Annotated in this window: 19 protein-coding genes and 2 pseudogenes; 13 read left to right on the plus strand and 8 right to left on the minus strand. The window is 72.2% G+C overall.

The features are described from left to right. Positions 1 to 29 precede the first annotated feature (29 nt). Entirely contained in the window at positions 30 to 416 is a 387-nt protein-coding gene (locus ACFZCY_RS18555) for a hypothetical protein (protein ID WP_391174302.1), read from the plus strand. Between the two features lie 223 nt (positions 417 to 639). On the opposite strand, the gene ACFZCY_RS18560 is transcribed toward ACFZCY_RS18555, so the two are convergent. Next, positions 640 to 972 carry a hypothetical protein gene (locus tag ACFZCY_RS18560; RefSeq protein WP_391174299.1) on the minus strand — a complete coding sequence of 111 codons (333 nt, stop codon included), beginning with the start codon at positions 970 to 972 and terminating at the stop codon, positions 640 to 642. A gap of 10 nt (positions 973 to 982) precedes the next feature. Next, complete coding sequence (locus ACFZCY_RS18565; protein WP_391174296.1) at positions 983 to 1,564, minus strand: helix-turn-helix domain-containing protein; 582 nt, start codon at positions 1,562 to 1,564, stop codon at positions 983 to 985. Positions 1,565 to 1,625: 61 nt separating this feature from the next. Between ACFZCY_RS18565 and ACFZCY_RS18570 the strand changes: the two are divergent. Further along, positions 1,626 to 2,530 (plus strand): annotated as a pseudogene (locus ACFZCY_RS18570) (hypothetical protein). Beyond that, entirely contained in the window at positions 2,527 to 3,654 is a 1,128-nt protein-coding gene (locus tag ACFZCY_RS18575) for an aminotransferase (protein WP_391174292.1), read from the plus strand. Before ACFZCY_RS18570 ends, ACFZCY_RS18575 begins: the two are co-directional and overlap by 4 nt. Before the next feature lie 110 nt (positions 3,655 to 3,764). Here ACFZCY_RS18575 and ACFZCY_RS18580 read toward each other — a convergent pair whose 3' ends face one another. Then, positions 3,765 to 3,920 carry a hypothetical protein gene (locus ACFZCY_RS18580; RefSeq protein WP_391174289.1) on the minus strand — a complete coding sequence of 52 codons (156 nt, stop codon included), beginning with the start codon at positions 3,918 to 3,920 and terminating at the stop codon, positions 3,765 to 3,767. 327 nt (positions 3,921 to 4,247) lie between these two features. Between ACFZCY_RS18580 and ACFZCY_RS18585 the strand changes: the two genes are divergently transcribed. The 4 genes from ACFZCY_RS18585 to ACFZCY_RS18600 all read left to right on the plus strand — a co-directional run bounded on the left by ACFZCY_RS18585 (position 4,248) and on the right by ACFZCY_RS18600 (position 6,701). Beyond that, complete coding sequence (locus ACFZCY_RS18585) at positions 4,248 to 4,793, plus strand: hypothetical protein (protein WP_391174286.1); 546 nt, start codon at positions 4,248 to 4,250, stop codon at positions 4,791 to 4,793. Next, positions 4,790 to 4,993 (plus strand): hypothetical protein, encoded by a 204-nt coding sequence (locus ACFZCY_RS18590; RefSeq protein WP_391174284.1) that lies wholly within the window; start codon positions 4,790 to 4,792, stop codon positions 4,991 to 4,993. Before ACFZCY_RS18585 ends, ACFZCY_RS18590 begins: the two co-directional genes overlap by 4 nt. A gap of 128 nt (positions 4,994 to 5,121) precedes the next feature. After that, positions 5,122 to 5,739 carry a PepSY domain-containing protein gene (locus ACFZCY_RS18595; RefSeq protein ID WP_391174281.1) on the plus strand — a complete coding sequence of 206 codons (618 nt, stop codon included), beginning with the start codon at positions 5,122 to 5,124 and terminating at the stop codon, positions 5,737 to 5,739. Between the two features lie 323 nt (positions 5,740 to 6,062). After that, on the plus strand, positions 6,063 to 6,701 hold the full coding sequence (locus tag ACFZCY_RS18600) for a CBS domain-containing protein (RefSeq protein WP_391174279.1): 639 nt from the start codon (positions 6,063 to 6,065) through the stop codon (positions 6,699 to 6,701). 405 nt (positions 6,702 to 7,106) lie between these two features. Here the strand turns inward: ACFZCY_RS18600 and ACFZCY_RS18605 are convergent, their stop codons facing one another. Next, positions 7,107 to 8,240: a hypothetical protein gene (locus ACFZCY_RS18605; RefSeq protein ID WP_391174275.1), complete on the minus strand. Its 1,134-nt coding sequence runs from the start codon at positions 8,238 to 8,240 to the stop codon at positions 7,107 to 7,109. Next, positions 8,237 to 9,088 (minus strand): hypothetical protein, encoded by an 852-nt coding sequence (locus ACFZCY_RS18610; protein WP_391174273.1) that lies wholly within the window; start codon positions 9,086 to 9,088, stop codon positions 8,237 to 8,239. The genes ACFZCY_RS18605 and ACFZCY_RS18610 overlap by 4 nt, the downstream gene beginning before the upstream one ends. 34 nt (positions 9,089 to 9,122) lie before the next feature. Here ACFZCY_RS18610 and ACFZCY_RS18615 point away from each other — a divergent pair, with 34 nt between their 5' ends. Continuing rightward, positions 9,123 to 9,992 carry a hypothetical protein gene (locus ACFZCY_RS18615; RefSeq protein ID WP_391174270.1) on the plus strand — a complete coding sequence of 290 codons (870 nt, stop codon included), beginning with the start codon at positions 9,123 to 9,125 and terminating at the stop codon, positions 9,990 to 9,992. A gap of 264 nt (positions 9,993 to 10,256) precedes the next feature. Then, a complete protein-coding gene (locus tag ACFZCY_RS18620; protein ID WP_391174267.1) occupies positions 10,257 to 10,532 on the plus strand; it encodes a hypothetical protein in 276 nt (91 codons plus the stop codon). 15 nt (positions 10,533 to 10,547) lie between these two features. Here the strand turns inward: ACFZCY_RS18620 and ACFZCY_RS18625 are convergent, their stop codons facing one another. Continuing rightward, a complete protein-coding gene (locus tag ACFZCY_RS18625) occupies positions 10,548 to 10,943 on the minus strand; it encodes a hypothetical protein (protein WP_391174265.1) in 396 nt (131 codons plus the stop codon). Between ACFZCY_RS18625 and ACFZCY_RS18630 the strand changes: the two genes are divergently transcribed. Then, complete coding sequence (locus ACFZCY_RS18630; RefSeq protein WP_391174262.1) at positions 10,926 to 12,293, plus strand: alpha/beta fold hydrolase; 1,368 nt, start codon at positions 10,926 to 10,928, stop codon at positions 12,291 to 12,293. The two genes, ACFZCY_RS18625 and ACFZCY_RS18630, sit on opposite strands and share 18 nt — an antisense overlap. Before the next feature lie 40 nt (positions 12,294 to 12,333). Here ACFZCY_RS18630 and ACFZCY_RS18635 read toward each other — a convergent pair. Further along, a pseudogene (locus tag ACFZCY_RS18635) lies at positions 12,334 to 12,754 on the minus strand (transposase); the annotation flags it as partial. A 131-nt stretch (positions 12,755 to 12,885) separates the two neighbouring features. Between ACFZCY_RS18635 and ACFZCY_RS18640 the strand changes: the two are divergent. After that, on the plus strand, positions 12,886 to 13,581 hold the full coding sequence (locus tag ACFZCY_RS18640) for an alpha/beta fold hydrolase (protein WP_391174260.1): 696 nt from the start codon (positions 12,886 to 12,888) through the stop codon (positions 13,579 to 13,581). A gap of 69 nt (positions 13,582 to 13,650) precedes the next feature. Here ACFZCY_RS18640 and ACFZCY_RS18645 read toward each other — a convergent pair whose 3' ends face one another. Continuing rightward, a complete protein-coding gene (locus tag ACFZCY_RS18645) occupies positions 13,651 to 14,586 on the minus strand; it encodes a LysR substrate-binding domain-containing protein (protein ID WP_391174257.1) in 936 nt (311 codons plus the stop codon). A gap of 305 nt (positions 14,587 to 14,891) precedes the next feature. On the opposite strand from ACFZCY_RS18645, the gene ACFZCY_RS18650 reads away from it, so the two are divergent. Continuing rightward, a complete protein-coding gene (locus ACFZCY_RS18650; RefSeq protein WP_391174254.1) occupies positions 14,892 to 15,131 on the plus strand; it encodes a hypothetical protein in 240 nt (79 codons plus the stop codon). Between the two features lie 94 nt (positions 15,132 to 15,225). After that, a partial coding sequence (locus tag ACFZCY_RS18655) for an SDR family NAD(P)-dependent oxidoreductase (RefSeq protein WP_391174252.1) occupies positions 15,226 to 24,743 on the plus strand: 9,518 nt, incomplete at its 3' end.

Below are 24,743 nucleotides of genomic sequence, written 5' to 3' on the forward strand. Positions count from 1 at the left end.
CCGACGAACGCGACCGTATCCGCGCGGGCATGGACCGCATCCTGCAAGGAACCGCGCAGCACTCCAACGGCGCGCTGACGATCGTCGCCCTGGCCCAGGAAGCCGACGTACCGCGCAACGCGCTCACCCAGCGCCACCTCGACCTCAAGAACGACTTCTACACACAGGTCAGGGCGCGCGGACAGACGCCGGACTCCGAGATCCGCCTGCGCCAACAGATCGTCAAACTCAAGGAACTCCGAGCCAAGGACACAACGGAGCTGTCCCAGCTGCGGACCGACGTCGATCATCTTGTTCGCGCTGTTAACCAACTGACCGTGGAGAATCGACAACTGCGCGGTGCACTGCCGCAGCCCACCTCCCTCGTTCGAATGCTGCCGACCCAACCGAACCCGAACCCGAACCAGACACTCTGAATCACTACTCACCCCACTGCGCCGCGCGGCAACTGAGCACACCCCCGCGCCGGAGCACCACGCCGTCTACGGTGTACGCAACCCTGGCGGGCAGGCACGCCTGCCCATCTGCTCAGGGGGCCGCTCCACGCCACGGCAAAGGAGCGCCCCCGCAGGCACCTGCCGCAACCCACCCCTGCCCGGTCGACAAAGGGCAGTGCCCCGCCGGCTCGGCCAGCTGTCGTCAGGCGCTCTCATCCGGCGCCGGCGCGGTCGCGTCCGCCGGGCTGGCGCGGAGCATGGCCTTGTAGAGGGCGTCATGCTCGGGCGAGGAGGGCAGGGGGCCGCGGGCCGGTGCCTCGCAGGACTGGATCAGCATGGCGACGACGCGCCGCCATGCGTCGAGGGCGGCGTCGCCGGTGGCGTTGACGACGCCGGCGTAGGCCATATGGATCAAGACCAGGTCCGAGGGATCGAAGTCCTCGCGCAGCCGGCCCGTGGCCTTGGCCCGGTTGATGAGCTCCGGGTGCCTCCCGGCCCGTCCTGGATCCGTCGGGGACGGGGCGGGTCGGGGCAAGCCGACGGCGTCAGGCGCCGCTGACAACCCGCATGAAGACGGTCGGTTCGGCGTGCTCGTTGAGGTAGGCGTACTGCTGGTCGCTGGGGATGGTGGCGCTCTGCCCCGGTCCCACCACCTGCGGTCCGGTTTCCAGCACGAGGGTGAGGCGGCCGGCGAGGACGTGGTGGATCTCCTGTGCTCCAGGCCGGTCGGGTTCGGCGTCGTAACGGCCGCCTGGGGCGAGGGTCCAGCGCCATAGTTCGGCGCGCGGGTTCTCGGTGGCGCCCAGCAGGAGGGCGGTGCTGGCGTCCGGGGCCTCCCATACGAGCGTGCCTTCGGCTTCCGTGCCGGGAGCGTCGTTCTCGGGCAGGGCAAGGGCGGCGAAGTCGGTGTCGAGGGCACGGGCGACGCGGTCGACGGTGGCGAGGCTGGGGTTGGCCTGGCCGAGTTCGATGTCGGTGAGCATGCGCCGGCTGAGCTTGGCGGCGTCGGCGAGGTGCTGGACGCCCCAGCCTCGCTGTTTGCGCAGCGTGCGGATGCGTGTGCCGATGCGGGTGGCGAACTCCTGCGTGGCCTGGCCGTCTCCGTCTGGGGCGTTCTCACGACTCATAGTGAGAACTATAGTGCGCAAAAGGTTGCCACCTGGCTAGATGAGCAATATATTGCTCATCATGCGTGTGATCAGCTCTCCCCGCGTCTCCGAGCAGGCCGTTCTCGCCGCTCTCCGCGACGCCTTCGGGGCCCCCTACCTCAGCACGGCACCGACTCCGGGCCAGTTCACGGTCGACCTGCCCGGTGACGGTGACGTCATCCACTACCCGGCTGTCCTGCCCCATGCCGACGTGTACTCGGTCAAGGTCTCCCCGTACCTGACCTACCCTGCCGGGCCCGCCGTGGTCACGGCGTGGACGATGCTCGTGAGCCTGTCCACGGGGAAGCCCATCGCGCTTCTGGACGCCTCCGGGCTGACCGTCGAGCGCACCGCGGCCACCACCGTGCTCGCCACCGACCTGCTCCTGCCGCCCGCACCGCGGCCGTCATCGGGTACGGGCGAGTCGGCCGTGCCCACGCCCGCTACCTGCGCCACGTGCGCCCCGGCATGACCGTCCGCGCCTTCTCCCCGCAGGGCGTCGACGAGGCCGGCGACGGCGTCCAGGCCGCGGCGAACCTTGAGGACGCGGTGACGGGTGCGGACCTGGTGATGCTGTGCACCTCGGCCGCCGACGATGTGATCGACCCCCGCACCCTGCCCGCCGGCACGGTCGTCACCTCGATCTCGACCAACGCCCCCGGCGCCCGCGAGATCCCGCCCGCCGCCGTCGAGGCCCTTGACGTCTACGTCGACGCGCTCACCACCTTGCAGGTCGCCGCCGACCTGACCCGCGCCGCCGCTGACGGCTGGGACCCCGCAGCCGTGCGCGGCGACCTGGCCGGCCTCGTGGCCGGCTGCGCCCAGCGCCCGAGCGGCGAGCGGCCGGTGTACTTCCGGTCCGTGGGACTGGGCATCGAGGACGCGGCCGTCGCCTGGGCCGCCCTGTACAACGACAATGCCATGACGAAGGGACAGTCCCGGTGAAGATCCGCCCGTTCGCCGTCGAGCAGTGGATGAACGACTACGAGGAGACCTGCCGCTACAACCTCGCCGAGACCTGCGTCCGCTCCCTGACCACCGGCGAACTGCTGCAGATGTCCGGACGGCGGGGCGAGATCCTCGCCGAACTCGACGCCACCCCGCTCACCTACGGCCCCATCCCCGGCAGCCCACGCCTGCGCAGCCTCGTCGCCGGCCTCTACGACAGCCAGGGCCCGGACAACGTCCTGATCACCCACGGCGCGATCGGCGCGAACGCCCTCGTGCACGCCACTCTGGTCGAACCCGCCGACCACATCGTGGCCGTCGTCCCCACCTACCAGCAGCACTACTCCATCCCCGAGAGCTACGGCGCCCGCGTTACCCAACTGCCGCTGCGCGAGGCCAACGGCTGGCTGCCCGACCTCGACGAACTCGACCGCCTGGTTACGGCCGACACCAAGCTCATCGCCGTCAACAACCCCAACAACCCCACCGGCGCCCTCATCGGCGAAGCCGGACTGGCCCGCATCGCCAAGATCGCCGAACGGGTCGGCGCATGGGTGCTGTGCGACGAGGTCTACCGGGGCGTCGACCAGGACGGCGACGGCTTCACCGCCTCGATCGCCGACCTGTACGAGCGCGGCATCTCCACCGGCAGCATGTCCAAGCCCTACTCCCTGGCCGGACTGCGCCTGGGCTGGATCGTCGGCCCCACCCGCCTCCTCGCCGAGGTAGCCACCCACCGGGACTACACCACCATCAGCGTCGGACGCGTCGACGATCTCCTGGCCTGCGTCGCCCTGGAGAACAAGGACGCCATCCTCGCCCGCTCCCACCAGATCACCCGCACCAACCTCGCCATCCTCGATGAATGGATCACCGGCCGCGACGACATCACCTACGTCAAACCGGCCTCGGGCACCACCGCGCTCCTGCGCTACAGCGCTCCGATCGGCTCCTACGAATTCTGCACCCGCCTCCTTCAGCAGACCGGCGTCATGTTCACCCCCGGCGCCGCCTTCGACATCGAGCACACCGTCCGCATCGGCTTCGCCGACGACACCGAGACCCTGCGCACCGGCCTGGAACTGATCGGCCAGTTCCTCGACCACCTCGCCCAGGACTGACTCACCGGCAAGAGGGTCGGGAAAGTGGGGCGAGGTGTACCCCACCACGCACGGTCGGCTCACCCCTCGATCGTTGCGTTGAAGCACGCGAAGCCAGGGCTCGCCACCCCTCAACACGTACGACTTGACAGGGAACAGACCCGGTCGGTGTAGAGCTTGGTCGTCAACTGGCCGCCGCACCCGCCGAGCAGCAGCCCGCACCAGAACGTGTCGTGCTCGTGCCGGTGGCGGAAGGCGTCCAGCTCGATCGCCTCCAACGGCAGCATCAGCGGCTCCTCCGAGTCCGCGCTACCCAATACCGCGGTCTGGATCTGCCGCCTGTCATCCCGCAAGGAATCCCCACCCCTTCGCCCCAACTCATCGTGTCACCGGCAGCGGTTGATGTGTCCCGGTGGGGAGGGTGCCAGCTCCCACTGACAACCTGTCCTGAACCCTCGGACGCGGGTGTCTGGAGGGGTCAGCCCCTTTTGTCCTCCGCCCTCTGCGCAGCCCTCCCGAGTACGGGTACGGTCGATCAGTTCGACGGCTGGCGGCGGTTGTCGCTGGGCAGTGTTCGGGCGACTCGTTGTCGCATCGCAGGTGGGGGTACCTCAGTGGACAGCACCGAGCAGAAATTAGATCAACAGTTCGCGCAGCTCCAGCATCATGTGGGGGCTTGCCATGCCGAGGTGCTGAAGTGCTCGACCGACGACGACCAGTTCGAGGTGGAGTACGAGCGGCTGGTTGAGGCCGCCGACGAGCTGGTGGAGTTCGAGAAGACGATCCCCGAGCGGATAGCCGAACCGAAGCGGAAGCGCAGCGAGCGCATCGTGGTGTGGTCCTGGCGCGGGCAGGCGGGGGTCGGGGCCGGGCTGATCGCCCTCACCTTTGCCTGGGACCGCTCCTTTGGGTGGCTGTTCCTGTTGGTCCCGCACTTTGTGGGGACCATGGCCGGTTGCTTCCATCAGAAGGTCGATGCCGACAGGCACCTCCACTGCCGCAAGGTGGCCGTCGGCCTGCATGTGGTCGCGGTCCTGGTCGCCCTGGTCAGCCTGAGCCTGATCAGCTTGTGGTTCCTGCCGGCCATCATCCTGGGCTGGATGGTCGTCCTTGGCGCCTCGATGGAGGATTCGGAGACCAGCGGGAAGGCGCGGCCGTGAGCGACGAGTACAGCTACCAGATCCGTCGGCTCACGAACCAGACCAGCTCGGTGGAGAGCGAGCTGCTCTCGTTGCGCTCCGAGCTGGGGGAGGTCGACGACCTCGGCTACGAGCAATCACCACCAACAGGTCGCTGCCGAGCAGACCGACCACGACAGCGGCTGGTGCTCTCCGGAGCCGCGGGAGGCACCGGTTCCTGAGCTCATAGGACCAGGGAGACTCACCGCCCGACTCTGCGCCGCGCGAGTTCCTTGAGCTCCATGCGTGCGGCGGGTGTGCCCGATGGTCCGCGCCAGTAAGGGTGGTCGGCGATCTGTGCTGACAGCTCTTGGAGGCGTCGGCGGTCCGTGGTCGTGCTGGCTGCCGGGCCGGATTCCGCGAGCTGCCAGTACGTGCGGTACCAGGCGGTCTGCGCCTCCGTGAGGTCAGAGGGGAAATCGTTCTGGGTCATGCCCTGATTAGATCGCTTGTTCGAATTCGAAGGCAACAGGGCGCGGCGAACGAAGGGGGCCTGGTCGCGCAGACCTCCCCCGCACATGGCCGTACGACCGGCTGGACGCAGGCCGCCGCCGTCGCCCTGATCGGTGGCACGGGTGCCGCCGGCGCTTTCGCCGACGACAACGGCCCCGCGCCGAAGTCCTCGGTCCAGCTCTCCCAGGGCGAGCGGCAGCTGGACGACACCGCGCAGGACCGCACCGAGGTCAAGGCCGACACGGTCAGCTACAACGAGGCCACCGCCGCCGCGCTGAAGGCCGTGCCCGGCACCGCGACCTCCGCCGAACTCGACACCGCCGACCGCAACGGCTCCCTCATCTGGGAGGTCGACGTCTTCGGCAAGGACCACAAGAACCACGACGTCACCGTTGACGCCGCCAGTGGCAAGGTCCTCAACCAGCATGTGGACCACGACGACAACGACAACCAGGACGACGGCGACGACGGCTGATCAGGCACCAGGTCGCCTGTCTGAGGCCTCCCCCGGAGCCCGAAGGGGCCGCGCCCGCCACTGTCCGGCGGCCGCGGCCCCTTCGTCCGTTCCGGGGGTCGTGCCCGTGGGCATGCGCTCGGCCGCACTCCTGGCCGTAAGGACCGCCGGCCTTCCCCGCCAGGTCGAACGTCAGTGGTCGCCGGAGCGGCACGGTGCTGTCATGGGTAGAGAAGACGTCGTGGGCGAGCCGGCAGGGCCGCGGAGGCCGGCGCACCGCGCGTGGCCCGCCCGGGGCGGCCCGGCCGCGGCCGCCCCGTCGCGAAGCGGAGGAGGCCGATGCCATGCTGCACCGCCGCACGGTCGGGGACGTGATGACCGAGGAGGTCGTCACCTTCCGCCCCGACACGCCGTTCCAGGAGGTCGCCGCCCTGCTGGACGCGAACGACATCGCCGCGGCCCCGGTCCTCGACGACAACGGCGCACCCCTCGGCATGGTGTCCGCGTCCGACGTACTGCGGCACGAGACCGGCAGGCCCGATCCGCAGGGGCAGGACGGGAACGACGACCGCGCCTGGGCCAAGGCCCGGGCCCAGGCCGCGGGCGCGCTCATGAGCAGCCCCGTCTTCACCGCCCGCGCCGACTGGACGATCCCCCGGGCCGCGCGGGAACTGCGCAGGCGGCACGTCAAGCAGCTGCCGGTGGTCGGCGGCGACGGGCTCCTCATCGGCATCATCAGCCGCAGCGACCTCCTCGACGCCTTCCTCCGCTCCGACCTCGAGATCCGCGACGAGGTCGAGCAGGACGTCCTGGGGCGCATCCTCGGCCTGGACGAGGGCACCGTCTCGGTCGCAGTCCGTGACGGGGACGTCACCCTTCGGGGTCACGTCCCGGAACCGCGTCTCATCCCAGTGGTCGTGGGCCTCTGCCAGGGCGTCGACGGTGTCGTCGACGTGGACGCCCACCTCGCCGCCACGGGCTAGGTGGTCCGCCCTGGCTCCCCCTCGACTGCTCCAACACGAGGACCGCAATCGGCAACAGGCGCTCGTCGTGAACGATGATCCGCACTTCGCCGGGTGCGGTCGATATTGGATCGCCGCTGTCGCCTCGCTAAATGATGATGGTCCGGCAGCCCGCCTCACCATTCCGTTGGACCGTCCATAAGCCCGGGGCCCGCAGTTGTGCCCGTTACGTGACGAACGGGTTCGGCTGGGTCAGGGAGCGGTGCCGGGATCGATGCCCTGCGCACGGGCGAGGGCGAACAGGACGCGTTCGATCGCGTCGGGACGGTGCCGATGGTCGTGATGAAGATGTCGCTCCAGGTTTGTGAGTCGGAGCGGGACAGGTCGGCGCTGGGGACCGGCAGGCATGGCGGGGGTAGCGGGGGTTCATCTGCTGGGGTCTCTCGGTGCCGGTGCGGATCGAGGCGGGGGCTGCGAGATCGCCGGTGTGGTGGGCAGCGTCATGCCGCGGATCTGGGGCAGCAGCGGGGTGTTGGGGATGAGGAGGGAGCGGAGTTGGGGGAAGGGGAGGGCTTCGTGGCGCAGGACCAGGCCATCGGTGAGCAACTGTGCGACGGGAGCGGCGAGGTGTGGTGGCAGCCAGGTGGCCGCGGCATGGGCGTCGTCGGCGGCGACGGGCGGGTGAGTGCGCGGTGGACGGGTGAGGAGGGCCTGGTAGAGGCCGGCGGCGTGCTGCAGCGGGGGAAGGCCGACAGCATGGGCGCGCTCACTGGCCTTCTGGGCGCAGCACAGGCCCTTGAGGTCGAGGTCTGCGTAGAGCAGCAGGGTGTCCACGGGGTGGTCGCGCTCGCGGAAGGAGGTCTGGGCGGTGGGCAGGGAGGCGATTAGGTGGTCGCCTTCGCCGAAGCCGAGCCAGCCGACTTGGCTGCGGTCGGGCCAGGTGCCGAGGACGTCGCGCAGGCTGGTGAACGCGGCGGTGTTCTCGACGATGAGCATCCAGGGCGCCGACCCGAGTTCATACATCGCCAGGGGGGCGGGCGTGGGCCGGGCTCGGAGGTGCACGGTGAGGTCCAGCAGTCCTTTGGTGACGAGGTGGCGGCGTTCGATGTTCTTAAGGCGCTTTTCGTCGCCGTACAGCTCGTAGGAGCGGTCGGCCAGCGGGATGATCTCGGCGTCCGGCTGCTCGCGCAGCAGCGCGTTGACCGGGCCGAGCAGGGCGTGGTCGCCCGCGGTCAGGCGCAGGGTGGTGGCGAAGCGCAGCTGCTCGACATAGGCGTGGGGGTGTGTCGGCGGCGGGGTGGCCGGGTGGCAGGCGGGCGTTTGACCCAGCGGGGGCAGGGGTGGGTGGGCGCTGTAGTCCCAGCCGTCGCTTCCCTTGGGCAGGATGGCCAGCCCGCGGTGGGCCAAGGTGCGGGCGGCGTCGGCGAGGATGCGGCGTCGCCGGGGCGAGGCGGCCAGGCTGGAGTCGCCCGCGTCGGCGGCGCCCGCCAGCGCGTCGAAGTCGACGCGCTGGCGGGGCTGCCGGGCGAGGAACGCGGCCATGTGATCGGCGGCGGTCACACGGCATCCTGCTCGGGGGCTTGAGTGTCTGGTTCTGCCTCGGTGCGCAGGACGGTTCGGCGCAGGAGATGGGCAGAGGTGATGCCGTCGTCTTGGGCGCGGGCGACGCCGGCAGCGACGGCGTCGCCGTACCGGTCGAGGATCTGGACGTAGCGCCGTTTAGTGCGCACGTCCACGCCGTTGCGCATGCGGATGATGAGGGGGAAACGGCCCAGGGCAGGCAGATCGTTGGATCCGGTGGTGTAGACGAGCTGGATACCGTGGGCGGCGGCGCGGCGCTGCAGGTCGACGAAGGGCCTGTAGTCGGCCTTCCCGAAGGGATTGTCCAGCACCAGTGTGCCCACTCCGCCGGGGATGCGCCGGTCGCGCTGGGCGGCACGCATCCGGGCAAGCGTGCAGTACAGCAGCACGGACACGGTCAGCAGTTCGCCGCCGCTGAATTTCTGGATCTCGGTGACGGAATGGCGTTCGACGTTGTCCAGGCTCTGTGTCGGCTTGATGATTTTCGCGACGATGTTGCCGTGGCCGCCAAGAGCTGCCAGGACCAGTCGTTTGGCCAGGTCAATCGCCTCAGGCAGGGCGCTGGCCCGTCCGGCGGCCTTGGCCGGCAGGTTGGTGATGAGACGGTCGACCTCGGCGGACAGTCTCCGAGCCAGTTCGTCGCCTGTGGCGCGCTGGCGCAGCTCCAGCGACAGGAACCGCTGGCTGGACCAACTCCCCAGATACTTGGGAAGACGGGAGTGGCGGGCGACTTCTTCCACGCTGTCCAGGACCGCTTCGACTGTGCTCGTACAGGCGTCCACGACGCGGGCCTGGTCCTCGGCGGACTCGGCCAGCAGCGCGACCACCTGCCGTTCGCGCTCCTCGATGTCCTCCAGGAGTGTGGCCAGCCGGGCGGGGGTGGTGAGGTCTTGCTGCAAGGCGCTCGCGCAGCCGTCCGTCGACGATCTGCAGGTACTCCGGCTGTTGTGCGAGCCGTTCCACCTTCTGCACGTCCTTGCGCAGGGAGGTTCTGGCTCTCTCCAGGGCGCGGTCGGCCTGAGTGACCTCGCGGACGAGGGCGTCCTTGATCTGCTCGGCGTCGTGCGGCTGCAGCGACTGCGCGGTCACGGCGGACAGCCCGTGCTGTTCGAGCAGGAGCGCGTCCACAGTCATCTCCGCGGCGCCGTCAGCACCCTGGCCAAGGGCTGGATGGTCGCTTGCCGCACTGAGGGCGCTGACCGATTGCCGAAGCTGCGCGGCGTGGCTGGCTGCCTGGTCGGCGCGCCGGTGGATCTTCTCGGCGTCCAGATGCCGTACCTGGGCGAGGACGCGGTCCTGTTCCAGCAGGTGCTGGGCTTCCTGCAGCTGCTTCTGCGCTTCCTGGGTGCTGTCGATGGCCGGCACCTTGACACCGGGGAAGTCATCGAGGGCGGTGGCCGCCTCTTCGTGGTCCTTGGTGGCCTGCCGCACCAGCAGCCCCGCTTCCGCCTCCGCACGCTCAGCGTCCTTCAGAGTTCTGTCGGCAACGGCGATGCGGGCAGCAAGGTGCTCGGCGTCCATCGTCTCGGCTTGGTCCAGGAGTTCGGTGGCCTGAGCGCGTGCGGCAGAGCCAGCCTCGGCCAGCTTCTGGTTGAGTTTCTTGATGGCGGTTTCGGCGGTGGTGAGCCGCTGTTGCAGGGCGGTGTCGCTGGTGCCTCACAGCAGCAGCCAAGCAGCAGCGGTCGCAGAACAGTGCCGTGCAGGGCGCGGCGGTTGCCGGACAGGGCGTAGCGGCGGGCTGCGAAGCCGTGCTCGAGTTCCTCGTCGATTTCTTCGCAGAGCGGGGCGAGGACATCGGCCGTGGCGGTGTCGGACAGGTAGGGCGGCGAGACTTCGAGCATCAGCTCGCCGATCGCGTGCGCCCTGGGGTTGCGGCAGTCGGTGGGACAGAGCCGCGCCGCAGGCAACCAGGTGGTCCGCGCCACGCGTCTCTCCTTTCACCGGCCCGTGACGGCGCCGGGCACCGCTACCCGACTCATGACCTGGAGAACAACCTTGGCGCACGACGAACGCGACCAGTCCGACGAGCACCCCCAGGCGCCGTGGTGGTGGGGCATCGGCCCGGTGGGGGCCGTCCTCCTCATCGTCACCGGGATCGCCTGGGCGCTGTGGGAGTTCTTGGGAACCGGCGCCGCGAACGACCCGGCGGCTGGCTACCAGGGGAGCAAAGTCGTCGCCATCGGGCTCGTGCTCCTCGGCGCAGTCGTCCTGGAACGCCTCCGCAGTCGTCGTTCGCGTGCGCACGAGGCAGAGGACCGGCAGAACAGCTAGGAGCTGTCCGGCCGATCATGTATCTGTCTCCTGCTCGGCTCCTGTCGTTCGCCGCTCGGCCTCCAGCTGAGGGGCTTCCATTGGGAAGTGGATAGGGCTGAGCAGGTATTGCGCTCGCTCGGGACTCGGCTGGTTGGCGAGTTTCGGCGCGATGGCCGCCCGCAGTTCGCCGATCAGTTCATCCAGTTCCGCCGGGCTGAGCCAGAGCGCATGCTGCCGGTACCCCACCTGGTCGGCCACAGGATCAGCTCCATCGCGGTCGAGATAAGCGGTGAACTCGGCCAGCAGGGCGGTCATTGCGGTGGCGAATACCTGTCGGTGGTCCTTGGGGGTGAGCGTGCGGGCCATCTCAGAGCCGATCACAGCTCGGTCCCGCCGCAGCCGGTAGTGCCGTTGCACCGCGCCGCGCACCCTACGCTCCTCGGCCACCTCCAGAATCCCGCCGCTCACCAGCAGATCGATGTGCCGGTAGACGGTGGCTTTGGAGGCTTCTGGGATGCGCGCGCAGAGCTGAGCGGTGGTCAGCAGCTGGCGCGAGGCTTCGCCGCGCTGCTGCGGGCGGAGCGGTTCGGCGAAATCGTGGCGCTGTTCGCGCCCCCACTGCGGGCCGCAGTCTCGGCCGAGGCCCTGCGGCTCGCGTGGGCGGCCGAGGCTGCCGGAGAAGGCGGCGTCAAAGTGGTTGAGGAGCCGGTGGCCGAGGCCGGCGAGGGCGACCTGGTGCGCCTGCGTATCCCGGTGACCTGCGCACATGGCAGCTTCACCGTGGTCACGTCGGTCGGCGACGACGGTTTATTGCATGGATTGAGACTCGATCTGCACGGCGGCGCCGAGTGGCAGTCACCGCACTATGCGGATGCGGACCGGTTCACCGAGCGGGACGTCCTGCTCGGTACCGGTCCGCTCGCGGTCCCCGGCACGCTCAGCATGCCCGCCGGCCCCGGACCGTGGCCCGCCGTGGTGCTGCTCAGCGGTGGCGGCGCGTTCGACCGGGACGAAAGCAGCGGCCCGAACAAGCCGCTGAAGGACCTCGCCTGGGGACTCGCCTCCCGACGGGTAGCCGTGCTGCGCTTCGATAAGGTGACCTTCGCGCATCCGGATCGTCTGCCATCGGACTTCACCATGGCCGACGAGTACCTGCCCCATGCGCTCGCCGCCGTCCGGCTGCTCCGGCAGCAGCCCGAGGTGGCAGCGGACCGGATCCACCTGCTCGGCCACAGCATGGGCGGCAAGGTGGCCCCCCGGATCGCCGCCGCCGACCCGTCGATCGCGGGCCTGGTGCTGCTCGCCGCGGACACGCAGCCGATGCATGAGGCGGCCGTCCGGGTAGCCCGCTATCTCGCGGAGCTCGCACCCGGTCCGAGCGCGGACGAGGCGGTGTCAGCACTGATCCAGCAGGCCGCGTCGGTGGCGGACCCGGAACTCTCGCCTGACATGCCGTCAAAGCAGCTGCCACTGGGGTTCCCCGCCGCCTATTGGCTCGACCTGCGTGCCTACGACCCAGTGGCCACAGCAGCCCAATTGGGCTGTCCGATGCTGATCCTTCAGGGCGGGCGAGACTACCAAGTGACCATCGCCGACGACCTGACAGGCTGGCAGCGCGCCCTGGCGCACCGGCCCGAGGTGACGATCCGGATCCACGAGGACGCCAACCACCTCTTCTTTACCGGCAGCGGCCAACCCACCCCAGCCGAGTACGCGCGGCCAGGACACGTTGACTCCGCGGTGGTGGACGAGATCGCGACCTGGCTGGCGCGACGGTAGGGGAGGCCATGCCGTATGAGGCAACAGGAACGCGGTGGTCTCACGGATGCCGAGTGGGAACGGCTCCGGCCACACCTGCCGGTGAGCAACAGGCGGTGCGGGTGCTGGCGAGATCATCGACAGGTGATCGACGGGAGGAAGATGCCTGCGATGTGGAGTCCTGCCAGGTAGATGGTGGCGGTCTTCTCGTAGCGGGTGGCGATGCCTCGCCACTGCTTCAGGCGGTTGATGCACCGCTCGACGGTGTTGCGTTGTTTGTAGGTCTCGCGGTCGAAGGCCGGTGGCCTGCCGCCTCGGCGGATCCGGTGACCGCGCTGGTCCACTGGGGCGGGGATCACCGCGCGGATACCGCGCCTGCGCAGATGCTCGCGGATCGCGCGGGAGGAGTACGCCTTGTCGGCCATGCCCACGTCCGGCCTGGTGCGGGGCCGTTCACGGCGCCGGGGAACGCGCAGCTCGTCCTCACCGTCTGATCCCGTCGTGGCCTGGTCTCCCAGTGGCCCGTGCTGCGTACGCTGATCAGCCACGTCCCCGTAACGGTGGCTTTGTCCTCGTTGATCGAAGAGCAGTCAAGGCAGACATGGAGGTAGCGATGAGGGTCGTGTTCGTGCATGGGGCGTGCGTGCGGGACGGGTCGTGGTGGTGGCACCGCACCGCCGAGCTGCTGCGGGGGCGAGGGGTGCTGAGCGTGGCCCCGGCGCTGCCGAGCTGCGGCGAGGCGGGCCTGCCCGGAGGCGCCGGCGGTCCGGGCCTGCCCGAGGACGTCGCGGCGGTGCGGCAGGCGCTGCTGGACAGCGATGAGCCGACCGTTGTGGTCGCCCACAGCTACGGCGGCATCATCACCGCGGAAGCCGCCGCGGGCGTCGCGTCGGTACGCCACCTGGTGATGGTCTCCAGCTACCTGCCCGAGGTCGGGCAGAGCCTGTCGGAGTTCGGGAGCGGCCGCCCCGCCCCGTTCCTCGACGTCGATCCCGACGACGGCACCTTCGGGGTCCGCCCCGAGCTGCTCGTGGACACGTTCCTGCAGGACTGCGACCCCGCGATCCAGGCACAGGCGGCGGACCACCTCGCCCGGCAGAGCGTGCGGGTGACCGCGCAGCCGGTCGGGGCGGCCGCATGGCAGCAGGTGCCCTCGACGTACCTCCTCTGCGCCCAGGACCGGGGCACCCCGCCGCGCCTCCAGCGCGAGTTCGCCCGCCGGGCCGACAGCGTCGTCGAACTCGACGCCGGCCACCACCCGTTCCTGTCCCAGCCCGCCGCGGTCCGGGACCTGCTGCTGAGCCTGTGACGGCAGCGCGGACGAGCCGGGCCGGCGATTCGAGGACCAAGTGCGCCTGCCGACGGCCGGCGGCACCGGTCACTGCGATGGTGGGCGGGCCCCTGAGTGTCCTGGTAGCAGCGAAGCCAGCAGCTCGGTGAACTGCGAGGTCACCCACGGGAGCCGACGGCCGAGCATCGTCTGGACCTGCGCCTCGCGCTGCCGGAAGACCGGGTGGTCGATCGGGACGTACGCGACGCCCTCCGCGGAGGCGCACTCGCCCAGGTCGCCCAGGTCGCCGAGATCGCCGACGAGAGCCAGCCCGCCCCCGGAGCGTACGAACTCGTACTGTGGGGCGAGGCCGTCGCAGACCAGGGCCGGGCGGACGGAAAGACCCTCCAGACGGACGCCGATGTCGAAGAGTTCACGCTGGCTGGAGCCGGTCGGGCTGAGCGTCAGCGGATACGCGCACAGCTCCGGCAGGGTGATCCGCTCCCGCCCGGCCAGTTCGTGGCCGAGCGGGACGATCGCGGCCACCGGGATGACGACGGCGCACTCCACACGCACATCGTGCTGCGGGCCCATGGCGTAGGTGGCGGCGACGTCGACGATCCCGTCGGCCACCCGTCGCGTCGCCTCCTGCCGGGACACGATGTCGAGGCGGAAGGTCACGTCCGGATGCCGGCGCCGGAAGGCGGCCATCGCACCCGGTACGACACGGCGCGCGAATCCCTGGGAGCAGGCGACGGCGACACAGCGAACATCGGCTCCTTGCCCTGTGCGCAGCTCCTCGACGAGCGCGGCCGATTCGATCTCGCTGCGGCGAGCGTGCGCCAGCAGCCGCGAGCCCGCGTCGGTCACGGTCATCCCGCGGGGATGACGGATGAAGAGCGGCACCCCGATCTCGGCCTCCAGCTTGGCTATCTGACGACTTATCGCCGACGGGGCGACGTTCAGGATGTGGGCGGCCTCGCTGACCGATCCAGCCCTTGCCACCTCCAGGAAATACACGAGGTTGACCGGAACCAGCGGCATGTCGCCCCCTTCTTCAGCTCCCACGCGTGTTGCCGTCGCCACAGCGCGCCCTGCACTCACCACGGCACACCTGGCCCTTTGACGAGATGAGAACGCCCCACATCGCAAACGGCAATAGCCGTTGGCCGGTTGTCGACCTACGCTTCAAAGCCAACCCCCGTCCTCCGCGCGCAGTCCACCGACGTACCGCGCTGCCCTCTCCGTGTTCGCCGCGTCCGCCGCGCCCACCGTGCGAGCTGTGTCCACCGTGTGCGCCGTGTCCGATCATGCCCTGGTCCAGGGCGATATCCAGGAGAAACACCGCTGTGTTGCCTGCGCAACTGCGCCGCAAAGCCGAGGAGTTCATCGACTCGGATGCCTTCTTCGCCGAACCGGGCGCCATGGCCGCCCGAGCGACCCTTGCCGTCAGGGCATGCCTCACCGAGGTCCGGGTGCCGGCCCTCGACGATCCCGGGTGCTCCGCGCCGACGTACGGCGACGACGAACCGCAGGGCGGACCGTTGCTCGTCGGCGGGCGCGTCGAGGCGCCCGCGCTGAGGGTCTGACATCGCGGAAATCCGGTATTCGCTGCCGGGGTGCCGGCGGTCAGGAAAGAGGAAGATGTCCACGCGCTTCTCGAAGAGTGCCCATACCCACCCCATGGCTACCGCGCCGACCGGGCCCGAAACTCTCGTCGTGCTGTCCGCCAGGACACCCCGAACGCTGGATGCCGCGGCCGCCGACGTGGCCGCACGCCTGCGCCGGTTGCCGGAGGCCGACCTGGCGGCCGCCGCCTACACGCTCGCCACCGGGCGCCGGGCCCACCGGCACCGCCGTGCGGTGCTCTGCCACGACCCCGGTGAGGCCGCCCGGCTGCTGGAGGAGCCGCCGTCCGACGGCCACACCGGCGCGGTCGCCGTCGATGGCCCCGGCTCGCTGGTGTTCGAGCTTCCCGGCGACGTGCCCGACGTCGAACGCCTGGCGGCCGAGGCCGCCCGCGCCCACCCCCGCTTCGCCACATACCACCAGTCGTGCCGCCGCGCCGGGGCCTTCCGGCACGGTGGCCGGGGAGCCGTCTTCGCCTTCGAGTACGCGATGGCGCGGCTGTGGCTGCACTGGGGACTGCGGCCACGTGCCATCCACGCGAGCGGCGTCGGCGAGATCGCCGCCGCCTGCGTCAGTGGCGCGCTGGGCCTGGCCAAGTCGGTGGCACTGCTCGACGGTGCGAAGCCGCCCGCCGACGGGCGCACACGTTCCTTCCGTATCCCCGTCGAGTCCCTCGACCAGGCCGGTCCCGAGGCGGGCGACGTGGCGCTGCGGGCGGGTGGCGGCTCCCCGCTGGAGGCGCTGCGTCAGGCTTGGCTCGCCGGTGCGCAGGTGGACTGGGAGAACGTTTACGACGGCCAGGAGCGCCGCCGGATCCGGCTGCCCGCGCGCCCGGCCGCCTCCCAGCCGAGGAGCGCGGGCAGCCCCCGCGGCGGCCGGGGCGCCCCGGCCGCCGCGCACCGCGGGGCGGGTGCGGACGGAGCGGGCACGGACGGGGCCGAGGTGCTGCCCTGGGTGCTGTCGGCGTCGTCGGCCGCGGCTCTCAAGGCGCGGGCCGCCGAGCTGAGCTCCGCCGCTGAGCGCGAGCCCGGGCGGTCGCCGCTGGACCTCGGCCGGTCCCTGGTCGCCGAAAACGCCGCCGCGGCCGGGTCCGTTCACCGTGCGGTGGTGCTCGGCCGCGACCGCGAGGACTTCCTGCGGGGCCTCACCGCACTCTGCTCCGACCGGCCGGCCGCCGGGATGATCCGCGGCACGGCGTCGGTGAGCGATGGCCGCATCGTCCTCGTCTTCCCCGGCCAGGGCACTCAGTGGCAAGGCATGGCCGCCGACCTGCTGGAGTCCTGCCCGGCCTTCCGCGAGGAGGCCGAGGCGTGCGTCGAAGCCTTCGCACCGCACCTCGACTGGTCGTTGACGGACCTGCTGCACGACCGGCCCGGGGCGGCCTCGCTGCAACGCGTTGACGTGGTGCAGCCCGCGCTGTTCACGATCATGGTGTCCCTGGCCGCGCTGCTGCGGTCCTGGGGCGTGCGGCCCGACGCGGTGATCGGGCACAGCCTCGGCGAAGTGGCCGCCGCGTACGTCTGCGGCGCCCTTTCGCTTCAGGACGCGGCCACGGTCGCCGCGCAGTGGAGCAAGGCCCAGGCGACCCTGGTCGGCGCCGGGGACATGGCCTCCGTCGAACTCCCGGCGGAGGCACTGCGCGACCGGCTGGCCGGCTACGACGGCCGGCTCGGGCTGGCCGCGGTCAACGGGCCGGACTGGGTGCTGGTCTCCGGCGGCCAGCAGGACGTGGCGCAGCTGGTGGAAGAGCTCACGGCCGAGGGCGTACGGGCCCGGTTGATCAACGTGGGACTGGCCGCGCACTCCGCGCACATCGACGCCATCACCGACCGCATGACGCGGGATCTGGCGTCGCTCACACCGCGCCCCGCCCGGGTGCCCTTCCGCTCGTCCGTCACCGGCGAGCTGCTGAACGGCACCGAGCTGGACGCCGCTTACTGGTGCCGCAATCTGCGCGGTACGGTCGAGTTCGCACGGACCGTGCGCGCCCAGGTGGAGGCGGGCTATCGGACGTTCCTGGAGCTCAGCCCCCATCCGGCGCTGACCATGGGCGTCACGAACACCCTTGAGGCCGCGGACGCCGAGTTCGACAGCGTGGTCATGGGATCCCTCCGGCGTGACCGCGACGGGCGGACCGCGCTGCTGTCCGCCCTGGCCGGTTTGTACGTGCGCGGCGTTCCGGTGGACTGGGCCGGGCCCTTGGGCGGGACCCCGGCTTCCGCCCCGACCGCGGTGACCGCCGCAGCTGCCGCCCCGGTGCCCGCGGACCGTGCCGAGGAGCCGGAGGACGAGGACACCGGGCCGCTCGGGCGGCTGGCCGGGATGCCCGAGGCCGCGGCCGAACGTATGGTCCTGGAGCTGATCGGCTCCCATGTGGCCGCGCTGCTGGGCGTCGGGTCGCCCGATGAGGTGGCACCGAGCTGGGCGGGCCGGTCTCTCGGTGCCCTGGGGTTCACCTCGCTGCTGGCTGTCGACCTGCGGGACCGGCTGACCCAGGACACCGGCCTGCGGCTGCCCCGCACCCTGGTGTTCGACCACCCGGTCCCGCGCGCCCTGGCCCGTTTCCTGGCCGGTGAGCTGCGCGACGCCCCCGCCGGTACGGCGCCCGGCCGGCCCGCCCCCGAGGCGGCCGCCCCGGCAACCGCCGTCTCCGCGGACGCCGCATCCCCAGCCGCCGTCCCGCAGGCCGCGGAGCCCCCCGCCGCGGCCGGTCTCCCGGACGGCGCCATCGCCATCGTGGGCCTGGCGGCCCGGCTCCCGGGGGCCAGGGACCTGGAGGAGTACTGGGACCTGCTGAGCGGCGGCCGGGAGGCGATAGCCCGCTTCGACGACGAGGAACTCGCCGCGGCGGGCGTGCCCGAGGAGCTGATCCGCGACCCGGCTTACGTGAAGGCGTTCGGCGCGCTGCACGACGCGGAGATGTTCGACGCCGCCTTCTTCGGGCTGACCCCGGCCGAGGCGGAACTGACCGATCCTCAGCACCGGCTGTTCCTGCAGACGTGCCATGCCGCGCTTGAGCACGCCGGCTGCGACGCCGCGCGGCACCCGGGGACGATCAGTGTCTTCGGCGGCGCGGCCAACAACGCGTACCTGCAGCACAACGTGCTGGGCGCCACCGATCAGAGCACCACCTCGCAGTACTTCCGCGTCCTGTTCGGGAACGACAAGGACTACCTGGCCACCCGGGTGGCCTACAAGCTGGACCTGAAGGGCCCCAGCTACACCGTCCAGACGGCCTGCTCCACCTCGCTGGTCGCCCTCCACCTCGCCTGCCAGGCGCTGCGGGCCGGGGAGTGCGACCTCGCGCTGGCGGGCGGCGTGTCGGTGCGGATACCCGAGGCCAAGGGCCATCTGTACGAGGAGGGCGCCATCCTGTCGGCCGACGGGCAGGTCCGTGCCTTCGACGCCGACGCGAGCGGCACGGTGTTCGGCAACGGCGCGGGCGTCCTGGCACTGAAAAGGCTGACGGACGCCGTGGCCGACGGCGACACCGTGCACGCGGTGATCCGGGGCGTGGCGACCAACAACGACGGTGCCGGGAAGGTCAGCTATGCGGCGCCGGCCCGGGACGGGCAGGCAGAGGTCGTCGCCAAGGCCCAGGCCGCCGCCGGGACCGACGCCCGGACGATCACCTACGTGGAGGCGCACGGCACGGGCACCACCCTGGGCGACCCGGTGGAGGTGGCGGCGCTCACCCAGGCGTTCCGCCACACCACACAGGACAACGGGTACTGCGCGATCGGCTCGGTCAAGCCGAACATCGGGCACCTGGACGCCGCGTCCGGCGTGGCCGGCGTCATCAAGGTCGTGCTGATGATGCGGCACCGCACCATCGTGCCGAGCATCAACTTCCAGCGCCCGAACCCTGCCATCGACTTCGAGGACACCCCCTTCCGGGTCGCCGACGAGCTGCGTCCGTGGCCGGCGAACGGAAGTCCCCGCCGGGCCGGGGTCAGCTCCTTCGGCGTCGGCGGCACCAACGCCCACGCCGTACTGGAGGAGGCGCCGCCGCGCGAGCCGTCCGGACCGTCCCGTCCCGAGCAGTTGCTGCTGCTGTCCGCCGCGACGCCGTCCGCACTGGACCGGGCCGCCGCCCGGCTCGCCGGTCACCTGCGCCGCGACACCGGTGTGCCGCTGGCGGACGTCGCCTACACCCTCGCGGTCGGCCGCACGGCGCACCGCTTCCGGCTCGGGCTGCTGTGCCGTGACACCGACGAGGCCGTAACGCTGCTGGAGGACCGGGCGGCGCGGGAGAGCCACACCGCGCAGACCGGCTACGCGCCGCCCGCGGCGGCCTTCGCCTTCCCGGCCCTGGACGGCCCCGATGAGCGGCAGTGTGCCGAACTCGCCGCCGCCGAGCCCGCCTTCGCCGAGGCGTACGAGGCGTGCGCGGCGGCCGGAGCACTCGGACACGGCCCGCGCGGCCTGGCGTTCACGTACCAGTACGCCCTGGCCGGGCTCTGGGAGGACTGGGGCCTGCGGCCGGAGACCTTCTTCGCGGAGGGCGCCGGTGAGCTGGTGGCCCACTGCCGGGCCGGCGCCCTCCGGCTCGACGAGGCGATCCGCGCGCTCGCCGCCTCCGGCGGGAGCGGCACCGCACCGGCGCGGCGCGCGCCCCGACTGCCGGTGTTGCCGTACGCGCAGGCCGAAGCCGCCGCGGGGGCCGGGGTGGTTCTGGTGGCCGGGCACGGCTCTGCGCCGGCCGCGCTGAGGGACGCCTGGCTGCGCGGTGCGGAGGTGGACTGGGAGCGTTTCCACCGGGGCCAGCGGCGCCACCGGGTACCGCTGCCGACCTACCCGTTCGAGGGGCGCCGCCACTGGCTGGAGCCCACCGCCCCCGCACCGGCCGGCTCCGGGGAGCCTGGCCCGCGGCTGCGTACGGTCCCGGACCCGGCCGGCTCCGGACGGGCTTGTGCGGAGGTCACTCTCACCACCGCCGAGCCGTTCCTGGCCGACCACACCGTCGCGGGCGCGGCCGTGCTGCCCGCTGCGGTCCACCTGGAACTGGCGCGGGCCGCCGGGGAGGCGGCGGTCGGTGCGAAGATCGGCGTACTGCGGGACGTCGCCTTCGAGCGGATGCTCTCCTTCCGGGGCGGCGCCCGCACGCTGCGGGTGGTTCTGGAGCCGCACGGCGGGGCGCGGAGCTTCACCGTGACGGCGGACGGCGCACCGGACGCCGAGGACGGCGAGGACGGCGAGGACGCCGAGGACGGCGCGGGCGCCGAAGCGGTGTACTCGCGCGGCGAGCTGCTCGTCATGGACAGTGCCGGTGCCTCCACCGCGGATGCCCCGCGGCGCCTCGGACTGGACGCCCTGCGGCGGCGCTGCCCGAGCAGGGCCGAGCCCGCCACCTGCTACGGCCTGCTCCGCGAACGCGGGGTGCGGCACGGCCCGAGCCTGCGCGCGCTGCGGGAGTTCGCGCACCGCGCCGGCCACGAGGCCGTCGGCGTCCTCGACCTGGCGGACACCGGTGCCGCCACGCCGGACGGCGGCTTCGGCCCGTCCGGGGCGTTCGTCCTGCCTCCGGCGCTGCTCGACGGCGCCCTCCAGGTGGCGGCCTGCCTGCTCGCCGCATCCGGCGAGGACGACGGCGCCGCGTACCTGCCGATACGACTCGGCGCGCTGCACCTGCACGCCGACCTGACGGGCCGGTGCACCGTGCACGTCACGCGGTCCTCCGGCGGCCCCGGGGACCAGGTCGTACGCTTCGACCTCGCCCTGGCCCATGACGACGGCACCGTGGCGGTCCACCTGACGGACCTGGTCCTGCGCCGGCTGCCGGCGGGCGCGGGGACCCCGGCAGCGGCGCCCCGGCAGGAGGCCGTCGGCGGCCCCGCTCCCGTGTTCCTGCGCGGTCACTGGGAGGCCGCGCCCCTCGGCCCCGCGGCCGGCGCTCCCGGCGGCCCGTTCCTGCTGCTCGCGGACGCGGATGCGGAAGCGGCCCGCCGGGCCCTGGAACAGGCGTTGCGGGACACCGGCGAGCCGGACACCCCGGTGGTCCTGGTGACCCCGGGACCGGCCTTTCGCCGCGACGACGCCCGTACCTACCGGGTCGCCCCCGAGCGGCCCGACGACTTCACCGGCCTGATGGCGGCGCTGGCCGCCGACGGCATCACACCCCGCCGGATCCTTCACGCGTGGAGCCGCCCGGCGCCGCCCGCCGACGCCTTCGGCACCGGCCTGATCGACCTGGGCGTCGGCTCGCTGTTCCACCTCACCAAGGCCCTGCTGGGCCGGCGGCCGGTGGCCGCGGTCCGGCTGCTGTTCGCGCATCCCCTGGGTGCCGTCCCGGGCGGCCCGGACCAGGCCGTACCGGTGCACGAGGCGGTCGCGGCCTTCGCAAGGACCGCGCGGCTGGAGAACCCGGCGCTGGAGTACCGAGTGGCTGCCCTCGCCCCGGACACCCTCACCGCTCAGCTGCCGGTGCTGCTCCGCGAGTTCGGTACGGACACCGGCCGGGAGGCCGAGGTCCGCTACGAGCGGGACCAGCGCCTGGTCCGCCGGTACCGCCCGGTGGACCCGCCGGCCCAGGACACCGGAGGAGCGGCGCTGCGGAACGGCGGCGTCTACCTGATCACCGGCGGCGGCGGGGGGATCGGGCTGCTGCTCGCCGAGCACCTGGCCCGACGGGTGCGCGCGAACCTGGTCCTGGTCGGCCGCTCCGAGCCGGACCCGGGCACCCGGGCGCGCCTGGAGGCGATCGCCGCAGCCGGGGGCTCGGCGCGCTATCTGCGGGCGGACGTCTCGCGGGAGGACGACGTACGAGCCGTGCTCGCCGCCGTCGAGGCCGACCACGGGACGCTGAACGGCGTGGTGCACGCCGCCGGAGTACTGCGGGACTCCTTCCTGGCCGCCAAGTCGCCGCAGGACCTGTCGGCGGTGCTGGCGCCCAAGGTCCACGGCACGGTCCACCTCGACCGGCTGACCGCCCACCACCCGCTGGACTTCTTCGCGGCGTTCTCGTCCGTCGCGGCCCCGCTCGGCAACGTCGGCCAGGCCGACTACGCGTACGCCAACGCCTTCATGGACGCCGCTCTGGCGCACCGCGAACGGCTGGTGGCGGACGGGCGGCGCAACGGCAGGTCGGTGTCGATCGCCTGGCCGCTGTGGCGGGATGGCGGGATGGCGCCCGACGAGGCGTCCGCCGCGGAGCTGGAACGGCGCCTGGGCTCCGCGGCACTGCCCGCACCGGTCGGCCTGACCGCCTTCGAAACCGCCCTCACCCTCCCCGGCGGTGCCGTGCTGGTCGCGCTCGGCGACACCGGGACCGTACAGGCCGCCCTGTCACCGGCCGAGAGCCCCGCGGCGCGGCCGAGGACGGCGGAACCGGACGTGCCCCAGGCCCCCGCCGCACGCTCCGAGGCGGCGGCCGACCCCCGGGCGGTGGCCGAGAACCTGCTGCGGGAGACCCTCGCCGCGCGGACCAAGCTCGATCCGGCGGCCATGGACGCGCAGGCCCCGCTGGACCGCTACGGCATCGACTCGCTGCTGATCGTCCGGCTCAACGGCGACTTGGAGGAGACCTTCGGGGAGCTGTCGAAGACGCTGTTCTTCGAGTACACCACCCTGGCCGAGCTGGCCGGCTACTTCGCCGACCACCATGCGGACCGGCTTCGTGAACTGGCGCCCGTCGACCGGCCGGAGCCCGCACCGGCGGCCCCGGCGCCCCGCGAGCAGGCCCCCGCGGTCCCGGCCCCCGCCGTCCCGGCCCGCGCGGACGGCGCGGACGGCGCGGACGGCCATCCCGTGGACGAGGACGAGGACGCCATCGCCGTGATCGGGTTGAGCGGCCGTTACCCGATGGCCGCCGACCTGGGGGAGTTCTGGCAGAACCTGGAGAGCGGCCGTGACTGCGTGACCGAGATACCGGGCGATCGCTGGGACCACAGCCGCTATTTCGAGGACGGCCCCCCGGCCCCCGGCCGCGCCTCCACCAAATGGGGCGGGTTCCTCGACGACGTGGACCGGTTCGATCCGCTGTTCTTCGGCATCTCGCCGCGCGAGGCCGAGCTGATGGACCCCCAGGAACGGATGTTCCTGCAGACCGCCTGGCATGCGGTGGAGGACGCCGGATACCGGCGCGCCGACCTCGCCGGCCGCCAGGTCGGGGTGTTCGCCGCGGCGATGTACGCCGAATACCAGTTGTTCGGCGCGGCCGCCCTGGCGCATGGCGATGGGCCGGTGGCGGCCTCGCTGCACGCCTCGATCGCCAACCGGGTCTCCTACGTTCTCGATCTGAGGGGGCCGAGCCTGGCGGTCGACACCATGTGCTCCTCCTCGCTCACCGCCATCCAGCTGGCTTGCCAGAGCCTGCGCGGCGGCGACAGCGAGCTGGCGATCGCGGGCGGGGTCAACCTCTCCCTGCACCCGCACAAGTACGTGTACCTCAGCCAGGGCCGGTTCGTGTCGGCCGACGGCCGCTGCCGTTCCTTCGGCGCGGACGGCACCGGCTACGTGCCGGGCGAGGGCGTCGGAGCCGTACTGCTCAAGCCGCTGCGCCGGGCCCTGGCGGACGGCGACCACATCCACGGCGTCATCCTCGGCGAGGCGGTCAACCACGGCGGCCGGACCAACGGCTACACCGTGCCCAGCCCCCATGCCCAGCAGCGGGTGATCGAGCAGGCCATGCGCCGGGCCCGCACCTCCCCGCGCGACATCGGCTACGTCGAGGCCCACGGCACCGGCACCTCGCTCGGCGACCCGATCGAGATCACCGGTCTGCGCAAGGCGTACGAGGCCCTCCAGCGGGAGCAGGGGGCGGACGGGGACCTGCCGCACCTCCCCATCGGCTCGCTCAAGTCGAACGTCGGCCACCTGGAGGCCGCGGCGGGCATCGCGGGCCTCACCAAGGTGCTTCTGCAGTTCCGGCACGGCCGGCTGGTGCCGTCCCTGCACTCGCAGCGGCTCAACCCGAACATCGACTTCGCCGGCTCGCCCTTCCGCGTACAGCGTGAACTCGCCGAGTGGGAGCCGCAGACCGGGGACGGCGGCGCGCCCGGGCCGCGCCGGGCCGCTCTCAGCTCCTTCGGCGCCGGGGGCTCCAACGCCCACCTGGTCCTGGCCGAACCGCCCCGCACCGGGGCCCAGGACGCCGCGGCGGTCCCGGCCGCCGAGCAGCGCACCTCCGAGCCGCTGCTGTACGTGCTGTCCGCGTGGGACGAGGAGCGGCTGCGCGAGTACGCCGGCCGGCTCGGCCGGTTCCTGCACACCGCGCGGGTCGCCCTGCCCGATGTCGCCCACACCCTCAGGTGCGGCCGCGAGCCCATGGCCGAGCGGCTCGCCGTGGTCGGCGCCGAGGGCCCGGCCGTCGCCAGGGCGCTGCTCGCGTTCGCCGAGGGAGCCGCCGCCCCGGCGGGGCTGTGGCACGGACGGGCCGGAGCCGCGGCGACCGCGGACCCGGCAGCCGCCGACACCGGCCCGGCAGCCCTGGCCCGCCGGTGGATCGCCGGGGAGGACCCCGGCGACGAGGCGTGGGGCGGGGGGGGGGGCCCGCCCGGCCGCCCGCGGGGGCGCCGCCCCCCCGCCCGGGCGCGCCGACCCCCCCCCCGCGCGCCGGGGGAGGGGGGGGGCCC

Source organism: Streptomyces sp. NPDC007983 (genome assembly GCF_042958345.1).
GTDB lineage: Bacteria > Actinomycetota > Actinomycetes > Streptomycetales > Streptomycetaceae > Streptomyces.

Excerpts from the sequence above, each read along its gene's own strand:
- ACFZCY_RS18555 (WP_391174302.1), top strand. The coding sequence starts at position 30 with ATGGACCGCATCCTGCAAGGAACCGCGCAGCACTCCAACGGCGCGCTG.
- ACFZCY_RS18645 (WP_391174257.1), bottom strand. The coding sequence starts at position 14,586 with ATGCCGCTGGTTCCGGTCAACCTCGTGTATTTCCTGGAGGTGGCAAGG.
- ACFZCY_RS18600 (WP_391174279.1), top strand. The coding sequence starts at position 6,063 with ATGCTGCACCGCCGCACGGTCGGGGACGTGATGACCGAGGAGGTCGTC.
- ACFZCY_RS18640 (WP_391174260.1), top strand. The coding sequence starts at position 12,886 with ATGAGGGTCGTGTTCGTGCATGGGGCGTGCGTGCGGGACGGGTCGTGG.
- ACFZCY_RS18580 (WP_391174289.1), bottom strand. The coding sequence starts at position 3,920 with ATGCTGCCGTTGGAGGCGATCGAGCTGGACGCCTTCCGCCACCGGCAC.
- ACFZCY_RS18565 (WP_391174296.1), bottom strand. The coding sequence starts at position 1,564 with ATGAGTCGTGAGAACGCCCCAGACGGAGACGGCCAGGCCACGCAGGAG.